We start from the raw sequence: 16,459 nt of genomic DNA, 5'->3' as shown, positions 1-16,459 counted from the left end.
GCGGCCTCCCGTCCGGGAGGCCGCGCCGCGCGCGTACGTCGCCCCGCGGTGACCGGCCGTCAGTCGGCCGCCGCCGGTGTGCGGGACGGCAGCCGCAGGGCCAGCACCAGCGCGAGCGCGGCGGCCACGAAGACGACGGCGAGGGCGAAGGCGGCGTCCACGCCGTGGATGAACGGGTCCTGCCGGTGGTGGCGGGAGACCGTGCCGAAGACGGTGACCAGCACCGACAGGCCGAGGCTCGCACCGACCTGCTGCATCGTCTGGAGCAGCCCGGAGGCCGACCCCGCGTCCGCGGGCGCGACACCGGACAGGATGACGGTGTTGAGCGGCATCATGGTGAGGCCGATGCCGAAGCCCATGAGGATCATCGTCGGCAGCACCCCGCGCGCGTAGCCGTCGGACGCGCCGAGCCGCGTGCTCCAGACCGCGCCGGCCAGCGAGACGCACAGGCCGACGGTCGCGACCACGCGCGGGCTGCGCCCGGCGGCCAGCGCCCGGGGGACGATCCGCGCGGCGACCAGCAGCGGCAGGGACAGCGCCAGGAAGGCCAGGCCGGTCCTGATCGGGCTGTAGTGCAGGTAGATCTGCAGGTACTGGGTGGAGAAGTAGAAGATGCTGCCCATCGCGGCGGGCAGCAGCATCATCACCGCGTACGCCAGCGGCCGGTTGCGGTCGTGGAACAGCCGCAGCACCACCAGCGGGTGCTCCACCCGGGTCTCGTTGACGAGGAAGGCGGCCAGCAGGGCGGCCGCGGTCACGAAGGTGGCCAGCGCCCGGGAGTCGCCCCAGGAGGTCTCGCCGACGCGGATGAAGGCGTAGACGAGCGAGGCGGTACCGAGGGTGCCGGTGAGTGCGCCCGCGATGTCGAAGCGGCCGCCGCGGTGCCGGGCGGTTTCGGGGACGCAGCGCGGGCCGAGCAGCACGATGGCCGCGCCTATGGGGATGTTGATGAAGAAGACCCAGCGCCACGAGCCCCAGCTGGTGAGCATGCCGCCCAGGGTGAGGCCGATCGTGGTGGCGCCGCCCGCGACGGCCGAGAAGACGCTGAGCGCGCGGATGCGCTCGGGACCCTCGCGGAAGGTGGTGGCGATCAGGGCGAGGGTGCTGGGCGCGGCGAGCGCCGCCGCGGCGCCCTGGAGGCCGCGGGCGACGAGCAGCGTGGCGGCGTCGTTGGCGACACCGCCGAGCACCGAGGCGAGGGTGAAGGCGGCGACGCCCCACACCAGCGCCCGGCGGCGGCCGATGAGGTCGCCGACGCGGCTGCCGAGCAGCAGCAGGCCGCCGAAGGCGAGGGCGTAGACGTTCAGCACCCAGGACATGCCGGTGGGCGAGAAGCCGAGACCGGAGCCGATACGGGGCAGCGCGACGTTCACCACGGTGAGGTCGAGCATGAGCACCAGCTGGGTTCCGACGATGACGGTGAGGGCGAGGTACGGGTGCGCCTCGGCGGGGGCCGGGGCACGGCCGGCCGTCTCCTGGTCGCGCAGGACGGGCGTGGACATGGCTGTTGGGCCTCCAGCGGAGAGGTCGGGCAGCAGAAACGGAGGTTGCCTCCGAAAAATATACGGAGGGAACCTCCGGATCTACAATCGGTTTCGGGAATCCGCTTCCGCGCGGCTTCCCGGGACGAGCTCACCGGGACCGGAAGGCAGGACCGCATGCGGGCGGACGCGCAACGCAACTACGACCGGCTGCTGGAGGAGGCACGGCAGGCGTTCGTCGTGCACGGCACGGACGTGGCGCTGGAGGACATCGCGCGGCACGCCGGCGTCGGCATCGGCACCCTCTACCGGCACTTCCCCGACCGGTCGGCCCTGGTGAACGCGGTCTTCGTCAGCGAACTGGACGCGCTCGCCGGACGCGCGCAGGAACTGCTGGAGCAGCAGGAGCCGCTGCCCGCCCTGCTGGCATGGCTGAAGGCGGTGGCGGTGCACGCCACCGCCTACCGCGGGCTGTCCGTACGGATCGCCGCCGACACCGACGGGCGCATGCGGCAGTGCAAGGTGCGGCTGCACGAGGTCGGCAACAGCCTGCTGTCGCGCGCGCAGGCCGCGGGCGACGTGCGGTCCGACATCGCGATGAGCGACCTGCTCAAGCTCACCACCGGGCTCATCACGATCGCCGAGCAGAACCCGGAGGACAAGGGCACCTTCGACCGCCTGATGGACCTCACGGTGCGCGGCATCGTGACCCCCGGCGACTGACCCGAAGGCCCCCGGCGCGCGGCCGGGGGCCCTCCCGGCTCAGTGCGGCCGCAGGTCCGCGAGCCGCGGTACGGCCGGCGGCCGCAGCCCGTGCGGGCGGCGCGGCGCCGGTACGGGCTCGCGCGCGGCCGGCTCCGGCACCGCCCCCGGCGACGGGGCGACGGCGAGCTGCACCCCGCGGTCGGCCAGCGCCTGCAGCTCGGTGGCGGCGCGCTCCTCGCCGGGCGGCGGCTCGTCCGTGACCAGGTGGGTGATCATGTCGGTGGGCACCGTCTGGAACATGGTGTCGGCGCCGAGCTTGGTGTGGTCGGCCAGCACGACGACCTCGGCGGCCGCCTGCACGAGCGCCCGGTCCACGCTGGCGGCCAGCATGTTGGACGTCGAGAGGCCGCGCTCGGCCGTCAGGCCCGCGCCGGACAGGAACGCCCGGGAGACCCGCAGCCCTTGCAGGGACTGCTCCGCGCCGCTGCCGACCAGCCCGTAGTTGGAGCCGCGCAGCGTGCCGCCGGTCATGACGACCTCGACCCGGTTGGCGTGCGCGAGCGCCTGGGCGACCAGCAGCGAGTTGGTCACCACGGTGAGCCCCGGCACCCGGGCGAGCCGCCGGGCCAGCTCCTGCGTGGTGGTGCCCGCGCCGACGACGATGGCCTCGCCCTCGTCCACGAGCGAGGCCGCGAGATCGGCGATGGCCGTCTTCTCCGCGGTCGCGAGATGGGATTTCTGCGGGAAGCCGGACTCGCGGGTGAATCCCCCCGGCAGCACCGCACCGCCGTGCCGGCGGTCGAGTAGTCCTTCGGCCTCCAGTGCCCGCACATCACGGCGCACGGTCACTTCGGAGGTCTGGACGACACGGGCGAGTTCACGGAGCGACACCGCTCCGTTGGCCCGCACCATTTCCAGGATCAATTGGCGACGTTCTGCAGCGAACACGAAACCGACAGTAACCCCATCGATCGCTGCTTTCAGCGTTTTGCACCAGTACAGCGAAGTTCCGCGCGAAACAGACCGCGAAGTGCTACAGACCGACCGTACGTTCGCTAATTCCCGCGGTTGTGCAGCTGCCGCGCGACCTCCGCGACCGAGCCGGACAGCGACGGGTAGACGGTGAAGGCGTTCGCGATCTGCTCGACCGTCAGGTTGTTGTCCACCGCGAGCGAGATCGGGTGGATCAGCTCGCTCGCCTTGGGCGCGACCACCACACCGCCGACCACGATGCCCGTGCCCGGACGGCAGAAGATCTTCACGAAGCCGTCCCGGATGCCCTGCATCTTCGCCCGCGGGTTGCGCAGCAGCGGCAGCTTCACCAGCCGGGCGTCGATCCGCCCGGAGTCCACGTCCGCCTGCGTGTAGCCGACGGTCGCGATCTCCGGGTCGGTGAAGACGTTCGACGACACGGTCTTCAGGTTCAGCGGCGCCACCGCGTCGCCGAGGAAGTGGTACATCGCGATCCGGCCCTGCATCGCCGCGACCGACGCGAGCGCGAAGACACCCGTCACGTCACCGGCCGCGTACACGCCCGAGGCGCTCGTGCGCGACACCTTGTCCGTCCACACGTGGCCGTACTCGGTGAGCTTGACGCCCGCCTCCTCCAGGCCCATCCCGGCGGTGTTCGGGATCGCGCCGACCGCCATCAGGCAGTGCGTGCCGGTGATGACGCGGCCGTCGGTCAGCGTCGCCTCGACACCGTCGCCCACCCGCTTCACCGACTGCGCGCGCGAACGCGACATCACGTTCATGCCGCGGCGCCGGAAGACGTCCTCCAGCACCGCCGCCGCGTCCGGGTCCTCGCCGGGCAGCACCCGGTCCCGCGAGGAGACCAGCGTCACCTTCGAGCCCAGCGCCTGGTAGGCGCCCGCGAACTCCGCGCCGGTCACACCCGAACCCACCACGATCAGCTCGCGCGGCAGCTCGTCCAGGTCGTAGACCTGCGTCCAGTTCAGGATGCGCTCGCCGTCCGGCATCGCGTCGGGCAGCTCGCGCGGCCGCGCGCCGGTCGCGATCAGCACGGCCTCGGCCGTCAGCCGCTGCTCGGTGCCGTCGGCGGCCGTCACGACGACCGTCCGGGTGCCCTCGGCCGTCTGGGGGCCCTCCAGCCGCCCGCGCCCGCGCATCACCTTCGCGCCCGCACGCGTCACGGACGCGGTGATGTCGTGCGACTGCGCGAGCGCGAGCCGCTTGACCCGGCGGTTGACCTTGCCCAGGTCCACGCCCACCACCCGCGCCGACCGCGCCTCGGGCGGGGTGTCGTCCGCCACGATGATGCCCAGCTCCTCGTAGGAGCTGTCGAAGGTCGTCATGACCTCTGCGGTGGCGATCAGGGTCTTCGACGGTACGCAGTCGGTCAGCACCGACGCACCGCCCAGGCCGTCGCAGTCGACGACCGTCACCTCCGCGCCGAGCTGCGCCGCCACCAGCGCCGCCTCGTAGCCGCCGGGTCCGCCACCGATGATCACGATCCTTGTCACGTACCCCATTGTCCCGCACGCGCCAAGAAGCGACCGCGCGGGGCACGCACGTTCGCCCGGACGCCGGGCGGCGCCCCCGGGGGAGGGGCGGAAGTCCGTCCTTACGCCGCCCCGATGCCGCTCCCGTACCCTCGACGTCATGTCGCTCTACGCCGCCTACGCAGGCAACCTCGACGCGCGGCTGATGACCCGCCGCGCACCGCACTCCCCGCTGCGCGGCACGGGCTGGCTGACCGGCTGGCGCCTCACCTTCGGCGGCGAGCAGATGGGCTGGGAGGGCGCGCTCGCCACGCTCGTCGAGGACCCCACGCACCAGGTCTTCGTCGGCCTCTACGACATCGCGCCGATCGACGAGGAATCCCTCGACCGGTGGGAGGGCGTCCCCCTCGGCATGTACCGCCGCACGACCGTCCGCGTCCACACGCTCGACGGGGACGTGCCGGCGTGGCTGTACGTCCTCGACGACTACGAAGGGGGGCTGCCGTCGGCGCGGTATCTCGGTGAGATCGCTGACGCGGCGGAGTCGGCGGGGGCGCCTCATGACTATGTGATGGAGCTTCGTAAGCGTCCTTGCTGACGCTCCGGGGGTGCTTGTTGCGGTTCGCCGCGCGACCTTCTGCCGGTGGGTGGTTGCTCGCGCAGTTCCTCGCGCCCCTTACGCGGCGCGCCGTCGCTGGGTCGGGTGCCGCCACGGGGCACCTCCTCGGAATGCGCCTTCACCCTCCTACGTAGGGGCTGAGCCCCTCCCAGCGCATTCCTGCGGGGGCACCCCGCACCGTCCCCCTCCAGGCCGGTTCAGCGGCTGCCTGCCGGTGGGGGTGAGAGTTCTCGTTTTTCAGGGGCGCGGGCAACTGCGCGGCCAGCCCCCACCGGCGGAAGATCGCGCCGCCCCGCGCAAGGGGCAGGGACGGGGCGAGGCCGGCGAACAGCGGGGAGCGTCTACGCGCGTAGGCTCAAACAGGCTACGCTCTGCGCGTGAACGCTTCCGTGAATCCCGAGCCCTACGCCGCGGCCGACGACGCCGCCGCCCGCCTGCGCGAGCTGACCCGCGCGCAGACGCACGACGTCGCCCTGGTCCTGGGGTCGGGCTGGGTGCCCGCGGCGGACGCCCTGGGGGCGCCCGACGTGGAGCTGGCGGTCACCGATCTGCCGGGGTTCCCGGCGCCCGCGGTGGCGGGTCATGCGGGCCAGGTGCGTTCGGTGCGGGTCGGCGGCGTGCGCGCCCTCGTGTTCCTGGGGCGTACGCATCTGTACGAGGGCCGGGGCGTGGCGAGCGTCGTGCACGGGGTGCGGACGGCGGTGGCCGCGGGGGTGAAGACCGTGGTGCTGACGAACGGCTGCGGGGGCCTTCGGCCCGGGTACCGGCCGGGCCAGCCCGTGCTGATCAGCGACCACATCAACATGACCGCGGTGTCCCCCATCGCGGGTGCGAACTTCGTGGACCTCACGGACCTGTACTCGCCGCGGCTGCGCGCGCTGTGCAAGGAGATAGACCCGACGCTGGACGAGGGCGTGTACGTCCAGCTGCCCGGCCCGCACTACGAGACGCCCGCCGAGATCGGCATGGTCCGGGCGATCGGCGGGGACCTGGTGGGCATGTCCACCACGCTGGAGGCGATCGCGGCCCGCGAGGCGGGCGCGGAGGTGCTGGGCGTGTCGCTGGTCACGAACCTGGCCGCGGGGATGACGGGCGAGCCGCTCAACCACGAGGAGGTGCTCGCGGCGGGCCGCGAGTCGGCCACCCGGATGGGCACGCTGCTCGCGGACCTGCTCGCCCGCCTCTGACACCGAACGAAGGGAACCGGCTCCCATGACCGACCTGCTCGCCCGCGCCCGCGCGTGGGCCGCGGAGGATCCCGACCCCGAGACCCGGGCGGAGCTGACCGCGCTGATCGCCGCGGGCGAGTCCGCGGAGCTGGCCGACCGTTTCGACGGGACGCTGGAGTTCGGGACGGCGGGGCTGCGCGGGGCGCTGGGCGCGGGGTCGAACCGGATGAACCGCGCGGTCGTGATCCGGGCGGCCGCGGGGCTCGCGGCGTATCTGGGTCCCGGCGGCTCGGTCGTGGTGGGTTACGACGCCCGCCACAAGTCCGCGGACTTCGCACGGGACACGGCCGCGGTGATGACGGGCGCGGGTCTGCGCGCGTATCTGCTGCCGCGTCCGCTGCCGACGCCGGTGCTGGCCTTCGCGATCCGTGAACTGGGCGTCGCCGCCGGGGTGATGGTGACGGCGAGCCACAACCCGCCGCAGGACAACGGCTACAAGGTGTATCTGGGCGACGGCTCGCAGATCGTGCCGCCCGCGGACGCGGAGATCGCGGCCCGGATCGCGGCGGTGGGGCCGCTGGCGTCCGTGCCGCTGGCCGCGGAGGGCTGGGAGGTGCTCGGCGAGGACGTCCTGGCCGCGTATCTGGAGCGCGCGACGGGTGTGCTCGCACCGGGCGGCCCGCGCGAACTGTCCACCGTCTACACGCCGTTGCACGGGGTGGGGCTGGAGACGCTGACCGCCGCCTTCGCCCGCGCGGGCTTCCCCGCGCCCGTGCCGGTCGCCGAACAGGCCGCGCCCGACCCGGATTTCCCGACCGTCGCCTTCCCCAACCCGGAGGAACCGGGTGCGATGGATCTGGCCTTCAAGACCGCGCGGGACGCCTCGCCCGACCTGGTCGTCGCCAACGACCCGGACGCCGACCGCTGCGCCGCCGCCGTCCCCGACCCCGCGGCGGAAGCGGGCTGGCGCATGCTGCGCGGTGACGAGCTGGGCGCGCTGCTCGCCGCCCATCTCGTCCGGCGCGGCGCCGCCGAACCCGGGCAGGACGTCTTCGCGGCGAGCATCGTGTCCTCCTCGCTGCTGTCGAAGATCGCCGCCCGCGCAGGCCTGGGCTACGAGGACACGCTCACCGGCTTCAAGTGGATCGCCCGCGTCCCGGGGCTGCGGTACGGGTACGAGGAGGCGCTCGGCTACTGCGTGGATCCGGCCGGGGTCAGGGACAAGGACGGGGTGACCGCGGCGCTGCTGCTCGCGGAGATGGCCGCGCAGGCCCGGCAGGAGGGCCGCACCCTCGCGGACGAGCTGGACGGGCTGGCCCTCGTGCACGGGCTGCACGCCACCGACCAGCTCTCCGTGCGCGTGGACGACCTGGGCCTGATCACCGCCGCGATGGCCCGGCTGCGGGCGCACCCGCCCACCGAGCTGGCGGGCCTGACCGTCGCCTCCGCGGAGGATCTGCGCGAGGGGGCGGACGGCCTGCCGCCCACGGACGGCCTGCGCTACCGCCTGACCGGTGAGGGTGTCTCCTCGGCCCGTGTCGTCGTCCGCCCCAGCGGCACGGAACCCAAGGTCAAGTGCTATCTGGAGGTCGTCCTCCCGCCCACCGCCGACCTTCCCCCGGCCCGCGCCCGCGCGGCCGCCCTCCTGGAGGCGCTCAAGGCCGCCCTCGCCTCGGCGGCGGGCCTGTAGGCCGTCCCGGGACGGTACCGGTGGCCACGCCCGGGACACCGGGCGTGGCCTGGATCACCCCGTGTTCCGGTGCGGCGGGCGACCGGCGACAATGAATATGCCAAACGCCGAAGGGGGCCGCTGCGGCCCCCAGGGACGGGGTGCCTCAGCGCGCGAAATCGCCGAGCCAACGGAGGGCACACCCGTATGCGCGTCATCGAGCCGCTGTACGCAGAGATCCTGCGCCGCAACCAGGGCGAGACCGAGTTCCACCAAGCCGTGCGCGAGGTCCTGGAGACCCTCGACCCGGTGCTGGAGCAGCGGCCGGAGTTCATGGACGCGCGGATCGTGGAGCGGATCGCCGAGCCCGAGCGGCAGCTGATCTTCCGGGTGCCGTGGTCGGACGACCAGGGCCGGGTGCACGTCAACCGCGGTTTCCGGGTCGAGTTCAGCAGTGTCCTCGGGCCGTACAAGGGCGGGCTGCGCTTCCATCCCTCGGTGAACCTCGGGATCGTGAAGTTCCTGGGCTTCGAGCAGATCTTCAAGAACGCGCTCACCGGCATGCCCATCGGCGGCGGCAAGGGCGGCTCGGACTTCGACCCGAAGGGCCGCTCGGACGCCGAGGTGATGCGCTTCTGCCAGTCGTTCATGACCGAGCTGCACCGCCACCTCGGCGAGTACACCGATGTGCCGGCGGGCGACATCGGCGTGGGCGGCCGGGAGATCGGCTACCTGTTCGGCCAGTACAAGCGGATCACCAACCGCTTCGAGTCGGGCGTCCTGACCGGCAAGGGGCTGGGCTGGGGCGGTTCGCAGGCGCGGACCGAGGCGACGGGCTACGGCTGTGTGATCTTCACCGAGGAGATGCTGCGCAGCCGCGGTGAGTCGCTGGACGGGCGGCGCGTGGCCGTGTCGGGTTCGGGCAATGTCGCGATCTACGCGATCGAGAAGGCCCAGCAGCTCGGCGCGACCGTCGTGACGTGCTCGGACTCCTCCGGCTACGTCGTGGACGAGAAGGGCATCGACCTCGCCCTGCTCAAGGAGATCAAGGAGGTCGGCCGGGGCCGGGTCGCGGAGTACGCGCAGCGGCGCGGTGCGCACGTGTCGTACGCGGACGGCACGGGCCTGTGGAACGTCCCCTGCGATGTGGCGCTGCCCTGCGCCACGCAGAACGAGCTGCACGAGACCGACGCGCTGGCCCTGGTCCGCAACGGTGTGCAGGCGGTCGCGGAGGGCGCGAACATGCCCACCACACCGGAGGCCGTGCGGGTCTTCCAGGAGGCGGGGGTCGCCTTCGCGCCGGGCAAGGCGGCGAACGCCGGCGGTGTGGCCACCAGCGCCCTGGAGATGCAGCAGAACGCCTCCCGCGACTCGTGGACGTTCGCGCACACCGAGGAGCGGCTGGCGGAGATCATGCGCCACATCCACGAGTCCTGCTACACCACCGCGGAGCGCTACGGCAGCCCCGGCAACTACGTGGTCGGCGCCAACATCGCGGGCTTCGAACTGGTCGCGGACGCGATGCTGGCCCAGGGCCTGATCTGACCGCGCACCGGCCGACCGGGCCGCCCCGCGCGGGGCGGCCCGGTCAGTCGCGTTGGAGGTAGCTGAAGCCGGTGTCGGGGCCGACGCAGGTCTGGAGGGTGAGGTCGCCCCAGTACAGGCCGCTGTCGGGGCCGCCCTGGCCGGGTGTGATGTAGGTCGCGTAGACGTGGTAGGACAGCGTGCCCTGCGGTGTGTCGAGGGTCACGCGGGTGCCGACCGGGAGCGGCGCGAGGATCGCGTAGCCGCAGAAGTCGTGGCCGACGATGACGGTCGTGCGCATCGCGGTGCCGTCGGCCTGCGCGGGGTCGGGACCGGCGAAGAGCACCGCGGAGGTGCAGCGGTCGATCGTGGCCTGGTCGCCGCGGACGACCGAGCGGGACCACTTCCCGATGTGCAGCACCGTCGTGCCCGGCGGGTACACCGGCCCGGTCTGCTTCGCCGCGGGCGCGGCCGTGCGGACCGGCGGCCTGGGCGGGGCGGTGCGCGGCGGTGGCGGGGCCGCGGGGGCGGTGTGACGTGCCGGGCCGGTCGTGGACGACACGGTGGCGGGCGGGGCGGACGGGGTGGGCGCGGGCCGGGCGGTGCCGGCCGGGGGCGCCGGAAGGGCGTGCGGCAGCGGCCGGTTGGCGTCCCGGGACGTCGTGGTGGCCGCCGCGGGGGTGGGGGCGGCGGCGGGCCGGGCGGGGTCGGCCGCCGGACGACCGCACGCGGCGAGCACCGCGGCGGCCACCAGCGCGCCCGCGGGCAGGAGCGTGCGCGAGCTTCCCACCGGGCTCAGCCGAAACGGCCGTTGACGTAGTCGGACGTGCGCTCGTCCTGCGGGCTGTTGAACATCGTGTCGGTGGGCCCGTGCTCCACGATGACGCCGGGCGTGCCCTGTTCGGCGAGGAAGAAGGCGCAGGAGTGCGACACGCGCGCGGCCTGCTGCATGTTGTGGGTGACGATGACGATCGTGACCTCGTCGGACAGCTCGCCGATGGTCTGCTCGATCCGCCGGGTCGAGGTCGGGTCGAGCGCCGAGCACGGCTCGTCCATCAGCAGCACCCGGGGCCGTACCGCGAGCGAGCGGGCGATGCACAGGCGCTGCTGCTGCCCGCCGGACAGGGCCCCGCCGGGCTGCCGCAGCCGGTCGGCGACCTCGCGCCACAGCCCGGCCTTCATCAGGCACTCCTCGACCAGGTCGTCCCGTTCGCGGCGGCCCGCCTTGATGCCGTTCATCTTCAGCCCGGCCAGCACGTTGTCGTAGATGCTCATCGCCGGGAAGGGGTTGGGCTTCTGGAAGACCATGCCGATCTCCCGCCGTGCCTGGGTGATGCGCCGCCCGCGGTCGTAGATGTCCTGCCCGTCCAGCAGCACCTGCCCGGCCAGTGACGCGGTGCCGATGAGTTCGTGCATGCGGTTGAGGATCCGCAGGAAGGTGGACTTGCCGCAGCCGGACGGGCCGATGAGCGCGGTGACCCGCTGCGCGGGCATGGTGAGCGACACCCGGTCGAGCACCTTGTGGTCGCCGAACCACGCGGAGATGTCGCGGGCGTCGAGGGTGGCGGGGCGGGCCGCGGCCGGGCGGGCGTGCGGTGTCGGGGAGGCCGGTACGGGCGGGAGCTGGACGGTCTCGTCGGTGGTGGACATGCGGTGGTTCTCCTCGGAGTTGCGCGGGGCGGTGCGCGGGCGGTCGGACGCGGGCGGCGCGCGGGTCAGAGCAGGTTGGGGAGCAGCTCGGTGGCCGCGCCGGACAGCGCGACGACGATCGCGGCGAGCACCGGCACGCCCGCGATCCAGGTCTGCCAGCGCCCCCAGCGGCGGAAGGCCCAGGTGACGGCGACGACGGCGACGAGCAGCGCCTGGAGCCACAGCATCACCGGCAGCCATGCCGACGGGTCGCCCTCCAGCGGGCGTTCGGCGGTGGGGATCTGCCCGCCGGCCGCGGGGCCGGGCTGCACGTCGCTGACCAGGTCGGCGTCCACCCGCAGCACGCCGTGCGGGGTGTAGAGCCCGCCGGTGGAGGTGACGAGGGTGAGCCGCCCCTGCCCGGTGTGCAGCACCACGGGGGCGGGGTCGCCGGCCCGGCGCACCCCGGTCACGCGGTACTGCTGCTGGCCCTGCCCGGTGGTGACGGTGATGCGGTCGCCGGGCCGCAGCTCGTCGAGGTGGTGGAAGGGGCTGCCGTAGCCCCACTGCCGCCCCAGGACGGTGCTGGTGCCGGGCTGGCCGGGCATCGGGGTGTTGCGCAGGTGTCCGGGCCCTTTGGTGAGCACCCCGGACGTGGTGCCCTGGAAGACGACCTCGCGCAGCCCGATCGACGGGATGTGCAGCACGGCGACCGGCGAACCGGCGGCGAGCGGCTTGCCGTTGACGTCACGCGGTCCCACCGGGGCGGTGCCGTTGGCCAGTTCGCCGCGCAGCCGGTCGAACCCGGCCTGCTGGGCGTGGGCGTGCTCGACGTGCCCGAGCACGGTGAGGTGCGCGGCGAAGCCCAGCAGCAGCGCGGCCAGCAGCGTGAGGGCGGCGCCGGGGATCATGAAGCGGGCGTCGGGTCGGGCGGGCCCCGGCGGTGGTGCGGCCGGCTCCTCCGGCGGCGCGGCCGCGGGCTGCGACGGTGTCAGTACGGCCACGGAGGGCTCCTTAGGCGGTTCGGGGGTGCCGGGCGGCGGACGGCGCGGACGCGGTCCGCCGCCCGGCGGAAAGAAGGGTCAGTCGCGCGTTCGGCTGCCGAAGGTCAGCAGCTTCCCGTCGCGCCGGACGCGGTGGACCATGAGGCCGCCCGCGGTGACCATGAGCAGCGAGAGCACGCTGTAGGTGAGCGCGCCCCCCGCCCCGGTCGCCGCCAGCGGGCCCAGGTTGGAGCCGCCGGACGTGCCGCCGGAGTCGCCGGCGCCCGCGGTGTTCCCGGTGCCCGCGGTGTCCCCGCTGCCGGCCGTGTTCCCGGCGGTGTCACCCGCGGTGTCGCCGGAGGTGTCCCCGGCGCCGCTGGTGTCACCGCTGCCGGAGGTGTCGCCCGAGCCACTGGTGTCGCCGTTGCCGCCGGAGTCGCCCGAGCAGTCGGTCTTCGCCCCGGTCTTGAAGGCGAAGCTCTGCTTGACGCCGCTGGTGGCGCCGGTGAAGTCCAGCGTGTGGCAGCCGTCCGCGAGGGAGGTGGGGATGGTCACGGTGAGGCTGTTGACCGACCCCTCGGCGTCCGCGGTGGCGTCGGGCAGCGCGGAGGAGCCGTCGTCCAGCGTGAGGTGGACGGCCTCGCCGGGGTTCCCGTCACGGGCGTTCAGGAAGCCGGTCAGGGTCGCGGTGATCTTCTGACCGCCCGTGAGCAGGGGGGTGTCCTCAAGGTCGTTGTTGTCCTTGTCGAGCACGGTGATGCTGGGCTCGGCGAGGACGTTGTAGCTCACGGCGGGCGAGGTGCTGCCCGCGTACTTGGTGGGGTCGGTGGGCTTGAAGACCGCCGTGTAGCTGTAGACGCTCGTGGCGACGCCCGGGATCGAGACGCTCGCCGTGCCGTTCGACACCGCCTGTGTCCCGCCGTCGACCGGGGTGGGACCGCTGAAGAACTGGACGCTGCCGACCGCGTCGCTCGGCGTCACCGTGGCCTTGAGGGTGAACGGCTGGTCGGTCACCGAGTAGTTCGCCGGGGAGATCGCGAGGGCGACCGACGTGGTGGCCGGCGGGGCGACCTGCTTGACCGCCCAGTCGTGCCCGGTGATGTCGATCAGCGCGGTGAAGGTCGAGCCGTCGGCGGAGGCGCCGGTGCTCGACTCGCAGATGACGTTGAGCGGGTACGTCCCGTCGGTCATCGTCACACCGCTGTTGCCGAACGCGTCGGCGATGCTGTTGATGTACGTGGTCGGTCCCGGGTCGGTCGGGACGGTCACGGTGACGTCGGTACCGCTGTAGGGCGCGCCGTCCGTCAGGCCGTAGACGATGTCGCTGGTGCCGCCCGAGAGCGCCACGCCGATCTCCAGGGAGTCCTGGTAGCCCGTGGGGCAGCCGGAGGGCAGCGTCAGCGAGGTGAGCGGCGGGTTGTCGTCGACGGAGCCGCTGCCGGGCGTCAGGGTCACCGTCCCGGAGTCGTCGGCGCCCGCCGACCCCGCCGTGGTGAGGACCAGGGCGCCGCTGCCCAGGACGAGTGCCAGCACGCTCAGCAGTGCCGCGTGCATTCTTCGTTTCATATCTCCTTGTCCCCTTAACGGTGACGGTCGGTGGTGCCGGTCGTGCCGGTGGTGCGGCCTTACGCGCACTGCCCTGCCACCTGGGAGGTGGCAGGGTCTGTGTGCGTCCACGCAGGTCAGCGGGGCATCCCGCGGACCGTCGCGGCTACTTTGTGGTGAAGCCGAAGGTGATCTTGACCTTCGAGGTCTCGCCGGAGAGCACGAGCTGGTGCGAGCCGGCGGAGATGCAGTCCGGGACGGTGACCGTGTAGGACGTCACCGCGCCGGACCCGTTGGAGGTGGTCGCCGGGAGGCCGACCGGCAGGATCCCGAGCAGCGCCTTGGTGATCGACGCGTCGACGGTCTCGCCGGCGGAGGGCTGGAAGCCGGTGGCCGACACGGTGATCTGCTGGCCGGCGGTCAGCCGCGGGTTGCTCCCCAGGACGGTGCCCGCCGCGTCCGTGACGGTGATGCCCGGGGCGGCGAGGAAGGCGTAGTCCGCCAGCCCGTAGGCCTGGGCGTACGTCAGCTGGTCGGCGGGCAGGAAGACGGCGTCGTAGTGCCGGACGGCGGGCAGCGTGTTGGTCGGCACGGTGACGCCGGCGACACCGTTCACCACGGTCACCGGGGTGCCGATCGGGTTGGCACCGCCGTCCGCGGAGAAGCGCACGGTGCCGGCGACGGCCGGGCTGACGGTCGCGGTGAGCGTGAAGGTCTGGCCGACCTGGACGTGCCGGAGCGGGCTGGCCGCCAGCTTGATCTTGGTGGCGACCGGGGCCTGCCGGCTGTCGACCTGCCAGGTGTCACCGGTCACGTCGATGAAGCCGGTGGAGGTGGGCCGGTCCGGGTGGTTCGCCGGGTCGGCGCTCCCGCACACCACGTGGATCGGGTAGGTGCCGTCCACGAGCGGGGCGTTGACGTTGCTGAACGCGTCGGCGATCGAGTTCACGTACGTGCTGCCGGTCGAGTCGGCCGGCTCCTGGGTGGTGGCCGGGGCCGCGGAGAAGGGCGCCCCGTCCGTCAGGTTGAACGCGATACCGGACTCGCTCCCGTCGCGCGCGACCAGGAAGACGCTCAGGTTGTCCTGGTAGCCCGCCGGGCAGGCCTTGCTGACCGAGACCTGGGTGAACGGCGAGCCGTCGGTGATGCTGTCGCTCCTGGGGGTGAGCGTCACGGTCGCGCCGCGGGCGGCGGTCGCGGCGCTCGCGCTGCCGGCTCCGGGCGCGAGGACGCCCAGGCCCCCTATGGCCAGTCCCAGAGCGCCGACGAGCACGCCGTGCAGTCTTCGGTTCATCGTGTGATTCCCCCTGAGAATCAGTGAGTGGGTGTCCGGTGGCGGGTGGTGCGGCCGGGCACCCCGCACGGGGTGCCCGGCCTGGCGGACTTCCGTCCGCCGGTGGTGGTGCGGGGGTGCGGGCTCAGCCCCGGAGCCCGCGCGGGTCGGTCAGGAGTTGCCGGTCAGCGTGGTGTCGCCGCAGTGGGTCAGCAGACCGAAGCCGTAGAGCTGGATGGTCGCGGTGTTGGTGCAGACCTTGGAGGTCGCACCGACGAACGCCAGCGCGATGTCGGTCTCGGTCAGCCGGGTCGTCTTGATGACGTTGTAGACGTCGCGGTTGATCGGGAACGCGGTGTTCAGCACGGCCGGGCTGCCCGTGGTCGGCGACGCGGAGTCCACCGACTCCAGGACGGCGCCGTTGCGGCGGTCGCGCACCTTCGTGGTGGTGCTGTTGGACTGCGCGATCCACTGCGCGATGGAGAACGGCACGATGTCCTCGGCGCCGTCCGCGGCGACGGTGCGCTGCAGGCCGCTGCCGTCGTGCTCCTCGACCTGCGCACCGTTCTTGGCGTGGTCGCTGACGCAGGACGGCAGGTTGACCGGGTCGAAGCCCAGCTTCTGCGCCCAGAACTTGCGGGTGCCCGAGCCGGTCTGCGGGACCAGCGGGTGCACGGTGACGGGGTTGCCGCTCGCGTCGTTGATCGTCGGGAACTGACCGGCCGGCAGCGGGTTGCCGCTGGCGTCCAGGCAGTTGTAGACGCGCTTGAGGTCCGAGTTCGTGGGCGCGAAGGTCACGTTGGTCTTCAGCGTGCTGCCGGTCTTGACCGCCAGCGTCACCGCGTCCTCGGCGAACGGAACCCAGGTGAGGTTGGTGCCGGCCACCGACACGCCGCTGGAGGAGCGGGCGAAGTCGATGTTGCCCGCGCCGGAGGCGATGTCCGCGTTCAGCGCGGCGATGCCCTCGCCCGAGCCGTTCGGCCGGGTGATGCCGCCACCGGTCGGGCAGGTGCGGCCGGTACGCAGCACGATGCACTCGTGCGCCGCACCCGTGGTCGGGTTGACCGCGTCGTAGGACGCGATCAGCAGGTGCGCCGGGCTGTTGTTGGGGTCGACGATCTTGCCGCTGAGGCCGTTCAGGACGTCCTGCGTGGTGTCCGAACCCACACCGTTCAGCTCGCGGAACTCGGTGGGGTCGGCCTGCGCCGTACCCGCGACCATCACTGCGGCGAGAGTCGTGGCACCGGCGACGACAGCCGCCCGCTTGGCGAATTTCACGATCACTGTACTTTCCTCCGTGATTATGCGGATGGAATTGCTGACGTGACCTGCCCGAAGGGTTTCCGGATTCCCTCCGGAACGGCCCGGTCCGTCGACCGGCCGTGAAATATCCTGCCCAT

General features: G+C 72.9%; 14 protein-coding genes. 5 read left to right on the top strand and 9 right to left on the bottom strand.

Annotation, left to right across the window (positions count from 1 at the left end):
* Nucleotides 1-59 precede the first annotated feature (59 nt).
* A complete protein-coding gene (locus ACWERV_RS25335; protein WP_452937002.1) occupies nt 60-1,502 on the bottom strand; it encodes an MFS transporter in 1,443 nt (480 codons plus the stop codon).
* Between the two features lie 156 nt (nt 1,503-1,658).
* Between ACWERV_RS25335 and ACWERV_RS25330 the strand changes: the two genes are divergently transcribed.
* Nucleotides 1,659-2,204 carry a TetR/AcrR family transcriptional regulator gene (locus ACWERV_RS25330; protein WP_452936999.1) on the top strand — a complete coding sequence of 182 codons (546 nt, stop codon included), beginning with the start codon at nt 1,659-1,661 and terminating at the stop codon, nt 2,202-2,204.
* 39 nt (nt 2,205-2,243) lie between these two features.
* Here the strand turns inward: ACWERV_RS25330 and ACWERV_RS25325 are convergent, their stop codons facing one another.
* Both ACWERV_RS25325 and ACWERV_RS25320 read right to left on the bottom strand, forming a co-directional pair.
* A complete protein-coding gene (locus ACWERV_RS25325; RefSeq protein WP_398184747.1) occupies nt 2,244-3,134 on the bottom strand; it encodes a DeoR/GlpR family DNA-binding transcription regulator in 891 nt (296 codons plus the stop codon).
* 107 nt (nt 3,135-3,241) lie between these two features.
* Nucleotides 3,242-4,678, bottom strand: a complete 1,437-nt coding sequence (locus ACWERV_RS25320; protein WP_398184750.1) for an NAD(P)H-quinone dehydrogenase — start codon at nt 4,676-4,678, stop codon at nt 3,242-3,244.
* 130 nt (nt 4,679-4,808) lie between these two features.
* On the opposite strand from ACWERV_RS25320, the gene ACWERV_RS25315 reads away from it, so the two are divergent.
* The 4 genes from ACWERV_RS25315 to gdhA all read left to right on the top strand — a co-directional run bounded on the left by ACWERV_RS25315 (nt 4,809) and on the right by gdhA (nt 9,650).
* Nucleotides 4,809-5,246 (top strand): gamma-glutamylcyclotransferase, encoded by a 438-nt coding sequence (locus ACWERV_RS25315; RefSeq protein WP_398184753.1) that lies wholly within the window; start codon nt 4,809-4,811, stop codon nt 5,244-5,246.
* A gap of 398 nt (nt 5,247-5,644) precedes the next feature.
* Complete coding sequence (locus tag ACWERV_RS25310; RefSeq protein ID WP_452936995.1) at nt 5,645-6,454, top strand: purine-nucleoside phosphorylase; 810 nt, start codon at nt 5,645-5,647, stop codon at nt 6,452-6,454.
* A 25-nt stretch (nt 6,455-6,479) separates the two neighbouring features.
* Entirely contained in the window at nt 6,480-8,126 is a 1,647-nt protein-coding gene (locus tag ACWERV_RS25305; protein ID WP_452936992.1) for a phospho-sugar mutase, read from the top strand.
* A 186-nt stretch (nt 8,127-8,312) separates the two neighbouring features.
* Complete coding sequence (gene gdhA, locus ACWERV_RS25300; RefSeq protein ID WP_452936989.1) at nt 8,313-9,650, top strand: NADP-specific glutamate dehydrogenase; 1,338 nt, start codon at nt 8,313-8,315, stop codon at nt 9,648-9,650.
* A 43-nt stretch (nt 9,651-9,693) separates the two neighbouring features.
* Here the strand turns inward: gdhA and ACWERV_RS25295 are convergent, their stop codons facing one another.
* The 6 genes from ACWERV_RS25295 to ACWERV_RS25270 form a co-directional block, all read right to left on the bottom strand.
* Nucleotides 9,694-10,419: a hypothetical protein gene (locus ACWERV_RS25295; protein WP_452936986.1), complete on the bottom strand. Its 726-nt coding sequence runs from the start codon at nt 10,417-10,419 to the stop codon at nt 9,694-9,696.
* Nucleotides 10,420-10,424: 5 nt separating this feature from the next.
* The gene (locus tag ACWERV_RS25290) at nt 10,425-11,279 is read right to left on the bottom strand and encodes a phosphate ABC transporter ATP-binding protein (protein WP_452936983.1); all 855 of its coding nucleotides are present in this window, start codon (nt 11,277-11,279) and stop codon (nt 10,425-10,427) included.
* 65 nt (nt 11,280-11,344) lie between these two features.
* Complete coding sequence (locus tag ACWERV_RS25285; protein ID WP_452936980.1) at nt 11,345-12,262, bottom strand: sortase; 918 nt, start codon at nt 12,260-12,262, stop codon at nt 11,345-11,347.
* 78 nt (nt 12,263-12,340) lie between these two features.
* Entirely contained in the window at nt 12,341-13,807 is a 1,467-nt protein-coding gene (locus ACWERV_RS25280) for an Ig-like domain-containing protein (protein WP_452936977.1), read from the bottom strand.
* Nucleotides 13,808-13,952: 145 nt separating this feature from the next.
* On the bottom strand, nt 13,953-15,080 hold the full coding sequence (locus ACWERV_RS25275) for a hypothetical protein (RefSeq protein WP_452936974.1): 1,128 nt from the start codon (nt 15,078-15,080) through the stop codon (nt 13,953-13,955).
* A 150-nt stretch (nt 15,081-15,230) separates the two neighbouring features.
* Complete coding sequence (locus ACWERV_RS25270; protein ID WP_452936971.1) at nt 15,231-16,337, bottom strand: hypothetical protein; 1,107 nt, start codon at nt 16,335-16,337, stop codon at nt 15,231-15,233.
* Between the last annotated feature and the right edge of the window lie 122 nt (nt 16,338-16,459).

It is taken from the genome of Streptomyces sp. NPDC004031, assembly GCF_053604375.1.
The sequence above is the reverse complement of the archived record's forward strand: the minus strand, read 5'-3'. Positions and strand labels throughout refer to the sequence as shown.

What these genes read in the sequence shown, in the direction of transcription:
- ACWERV_RS25290 (WP_452936983.1), bottom strand. Translation starts at nt 11,279, where the DNA reads ATGTCCACCACCGACGAGACCGTCCAGCTCCCGCCCGTACCGGCCTCC.
- ACWERV_RS25305 (WP_452936992.1), top strand. Translation starts at nt 6,480, where the DNA reads ATGACCGACCTGCTCGCCCGCGCCCGCGCGTGGGCCGCGGAGGATCCC.
- ACWERV_RS25315 (WP_398184753.1), top strand. Translation starts at nt 4,809, where the DNA reads ATGTCGCTCTACGCCGCCTACGCAGGCAACCTCGACGCGCGGCTGATG.
- ACWERV_RS25275 (WP_452936974.1), bottom strand. Translation starts at nt 15,080, where the DNA reads ATGAACCGAAGACTGCACGGCGTGCTCGTCGGCGCTCTGGGACTGGCC.
- ACWERV_RS25280 (WP_452936977.1), bottom strand. Translation starts at nt 13,807, where the DNA reads ATGAAACGAAGAATGCACGCGGCACTGCTGAGCGTGCTGGCACTCGTC.
- gdhA (WP_452936989.1), top strand. Translation starts at nt 8,313, where the DNA reads ATGCGCGTCATCGAGCCGCTGTACGCAGAGATCCTGCGCCGCAACCAG.
- ACWERV_RS25335 (WP_452937002.1), bottom strand. Translation starts at nt 1,502, where the DNA reads ATGTCCACGCCCGTCCTGCGCGACCAGGAGACGGCCGGCCGTGCCCCG.
- ACWERV_RS25330 (WP_452936999.1), top strand. Translation starts at nt 1,659, where the DNA reads ATGCGGGCGGACGCGCAACGCAACTACGACCGGCTGCTGGAGGAGGCA.
- ACWERV_RS25320 (WP_398184750.1), bottom strand. Translation starts at nt 4,678, where the DNA reads ATGGGGTACGTGACAAGGATCGTGATCATCGGTGGCGGACCCGGCGGC.